The sequence below is a fragment of the Macromonas bipunctata genome (assembly GCF_002837135.1).
GTDB classification, from domain to species: domain Bacteria; phylum Pseudomonadota; class Gammaproteobacteria; order Burkholderiales; family Burkholderiaceae_C; genus Macromonas_A; species Macromonas_A bipunctata.
In genome coordinates, this window is the sequence record NZ_NWBQ01000114.1 from 1 (window position 1) to 3338 (window position 3338).

General features: G+C 59.5%; 4 protein-coding genes. 2 read left to right on the plus strand and 2 right to left on the minus strand.

Annotated features, from left to right (window positions below; genetic code table 11):
- Nucleotides 1-416: 416 nt before the first annotated feature.
- Nucleotides 417-1679: a hypothetical protein gene (locus CON76_RS12620; RefSeq protein ID WP_101103830.1), complete on the plus strand. Its 1263-nt coding sequence runs from the start codon at nt 417-419 to the stop codon at nt 1677-1679.
- A 20-nt stretch (nt 1680-1699) separates the two neighbouring features.
- Here CON76_RS12620 and CON76_RS12625 read toward each other — a convergent pair whose 3' ends face one another.
- The gene (locus CON76_RS12625; RefSeq protein ID WP_101103832.1) at nt 1700-2122 is read right to left on the minus strand and encodes a type II toxin-antitoxin system HicB family antitoxin; all 423 of its coding nucleotides are present in this window, start codon (nt 2120-2122) and stop codon (nt 1700-1702) included.
- 15 nt (nt 2123-2137) lie between these two features.
- Nucleotides 2138-2323 carry a type II toxin-antitoxin system HicA family toxin gene (locus CON76_RS12630; RefSeq protein ID WP_101103834.1) on the minus strand — a complete coding sequence of 62 codons (186 nt, stop codon included), beginning with the start codon at nt 2321-2323 and terminating at the stop codon, nt 2138-2140.
- Nucleotides 2324-2442: 119 nt separating this feature from the next.
- Here CON76_RS12630 and CON76_RS12635 point away from each other — a divergent pair, with 119 nt between their 5' ends.
- Nucleotides 2443-3294 carry a hypothetical protein gene (locus CON76_RS12635; protein ID WP_101103836.1) on the plus strand — a complete coding sequence of 284 codons (852 nt, stop codon included), beginning with the start codon at nt 2443-2445 and terminating at the stop codon, nt 3292-3294.
- Nucleotides 3295-3338 lie beyond the last annotated feature (44 nt).

Consider the following 3338-nt stretch of genomic DNA (forward strand, 5'->3'; position numbering starts at 1 on the left):
ACGCCATGAGCCAGCTGCGCTCGCCCTGAACGCCGCGACAGCGCCTGGCCGGCGCGATGACACAAAACTGGCCCGCAACCCAAGCCGGGGTGGGGGTCGCTGCGTCCTGACAGGGCCGATGCGCGCGGGTGCGTGCCTTTGGCGCACGGCAATGACCCGTAGCGACCCGTCTTCAGGCATCAAAGTGATAAAAGAGGCAACGGGGCGATCTACGGTGAAATATCCGGGTTAGCCTGCACAGGTTCGCAGTGGAAGTGGTGGGTATGACCCCGACACACCAACAGGTCGAGCTGCTGGATTCCGTGTCGCCACCGGGCAGTAGAACCACGGTGCGAAGCGGGCACGGTAGCGGTAAATCACGGTCGTTGGCAGTCATATCGCTGTGGCACTTGCTGTGCTACCCGAAGTCCAACACGATGATTACCGCGCCCAAAATCGAGCAGGTGCGTAACGTGGCGTGGAAGGAAATTTCCGACGTGCTGGACTTGATACGGGCACACCCTGGCCAGCCGTGGATAGCCGACTACGTGGCTTTTGAGGCGGAACGGGTGTACGTCAAAGGCTTCAAGCAGAGCTGGTTCATTTTTGCCAAGACTGCGCCGCGTGGTTCGCCTGAAAACCTTGCCGGTATGCACCGGGACTGGTATCTGGTGATTGCCGATGAAGCCTCTGGTATCCCTGACCCGAATTACGCGGTGATGACCGGCGCCCTGACCGATGCCCGCAACCGGATGTTGATGCTGTCGCAGCCGACGCGGGCCAGTGGCTTCTTTTTCGACACGCACAACAAGCTGGCACGCCACAACGGCGGGGTGTGGAACTCCATACGCATGGATTCGCGCGACTCCCCGCTGGTGTCAACCGCCTTCATAGAGGAAAAGAAGCAGGAATACACAGACGAGGAATACACCATCAAAGTGCTGGGGGAGTTTCCAGACTCACGGGACGGCTATCTGTTGGGGCGCAAGGCCGCTGAGGCGTGCATGGGCCGCACGGTGATACAGCCGGGGGATTCCTACGGCATCATGTTGTCGTGTGACGTGGGGGCGGGTGAGTACCGGGACAAATCGGTGGCGCTGGTGGCCCATGTGAGTGGCTACGGGGACTTTGGGCCGGATGCGCGCCGGGTGCAAGTGGTGGCTATCCCGGTCAACAGCAACACGCGCAACTTGCAAGACTTCAGCGGGGAGGTATTCCGTTTGGCCGCTGAGTTGGAAAACGTCACCATCCTGGTGGACGCGGGCGGCATGGGTATCGCGGTGTGCCAGTCGCTGGAAACGCAAGGTGCGCCCGACGTGGTACGGGTCAAGTGGGGAAGCCCCTGCAACCGGCGGGCAAACCGTGATCGTTTTTTCAACCAACGGGCGCAGGCGATGGTGCATGCCGCACGGGCCGCCAAAGACGGGCGTTTGGGCATTGCGCTGGGGCCGTGGGAAAAGGAGCTGCTAGACCAAATGAGCCGCATACCCTACCACTTTGACGAAAAGTCACGCTACGCGATTGAGCGCAAGGACGAAATGCGCAAGCTGGGTTTGCCGTCGCCCGACTTGTTTGACGCTATCTGTTTCCTGTTTTTGGAGGATGCCAATTACATGATTGCTGAATCCAGTGGCGCCCAGTCCAACCGCCTCGCCGATTCCGTCTTGGGGGCCGCTGCCGACTTGTTTGCGGATGTGTGAGGGTGGGCTACAACAGCGCATCATTCAAACGACAAAACCAGCCGCTTACCCAGTACGCGGGCGGCGCGATCCAAGGTTTTCAGGCTGGGCCAGTGCGAGGCATCTTCCAGACGCTTGGCCGCTGGCCAGCTGGTTTCCAGTGCGCGCGCCAAGTCGGCAAAGGTGCGCTGGGCACGGGCGGCACGCAGCAACAGCGCCGATTGTGTTTTCGAGTCGGGCGTGATGTAGTGAACGTCTGGCCCTTCAAGACCGCGTGCCGGTGGTTGCACCACATGCCCTTGCTCCAAGTGCCACGCCAGCATACCTGACAGCACTTCAGAGGCGTTGAACAGGGCTTCGTCCAGTGTCTCGCCTTCGGTAAAGGTGTCGGGCAGGTCAACAAACTGCACCAGAAAGCCGCCGTCCTCTTGTGGGGTGATGTGTGCCGGAAAGTGAAAGTCCATACCTGCAACTCCTGATTATTTGATCTTCACGCCAGTTTGGCGTGCAATGCTGGCCAGCAGACCGGCCCCTACGTCTTTGGTGCCATGCACGGGCACTGGAACGGCCTTCCCATCTTTGCTGAGGATGTGGTGGCTGCCATTGATGCGATCCAGCACCCACCCATGCGCCTGCAATTTTTTGATGATGTCTTTTCCGTTCATGCTCCAATTGTAGATCAAATTAGATATACCGCGTCTGTATGTGTTTGGTTTTTGCGGGCGGAAAATCCCGCTAAAACAGCGGGGCAGGGTGCCTACCATCGAATGAGAGGATACCCACAATGCAAACCCCACTGATTCGCTACAACCTGAAAGACCGTGGCCGCCAGCATACCGGCCAGCCGCGCAACTTCAACGTGCAATTGATCGCCGATTCCATCAACAGCCCGTCAACGCAGGAAATGGTCGAATCGCGCGGCATGGTGGGCTTCTACGGCCACTTCCCGCGTATCCGCTTCGGCATGAACCCAGCCGAGGGCGGGATCGACGGGGGCAGGTATGTGCCGGTTGAACCGGCGTTTGTCACGACATACCTGAAGGCCGACTATGACGGCAACGTTGAACACCGCGCCGAGTTTCTGGATACCGCAGCGGGCAAGCTGTCTGCGAAGCTGTGGGACAGCAGGACTGGCGGCTTTTCCTCTGCCATTGACGACCGTAAACCGGCCTTTTTCGGCTTCGATTACGTGATCGCCCCCAACTACCTGGACAACTCGTACCGGGGTGTGGTGCTGGATGACGCTTTTGGTGGCAACACCGGGGCACTGACCTACGATGCCGTCTTTGCCGCTGAAATGGACGAACACGCGCAGGGGATGTCTGTGCTACTGGACAGCATCAATGCCGAACGCGCCACCACGGCCTCAATCATTGAACGCCTGCAACTGGAAAACGACGAGCTGCTGTCCATGCTGGCCCGTGCAAAGGGTGATGACGCTGCCCGTGTGCTGGATTCTGCTGCTACGCTGCCCATGCCCGTCAGGGGCAACCGCGCCGTGCAGTTGGAACGTGACAGTCGGGACTTCAAGCGAGCGCCGTTGCCGCGCTTTGTGGAGCCTAAATCACAGTCTGAAGACAACTCGACCACGGCTACCGTGGTCAACCGGATGTTGTCGCGCATGATGCCGCGCTAACCCGGATATTTCACCGTAGATCTCCCCGTTGCCTCTTTTATCAC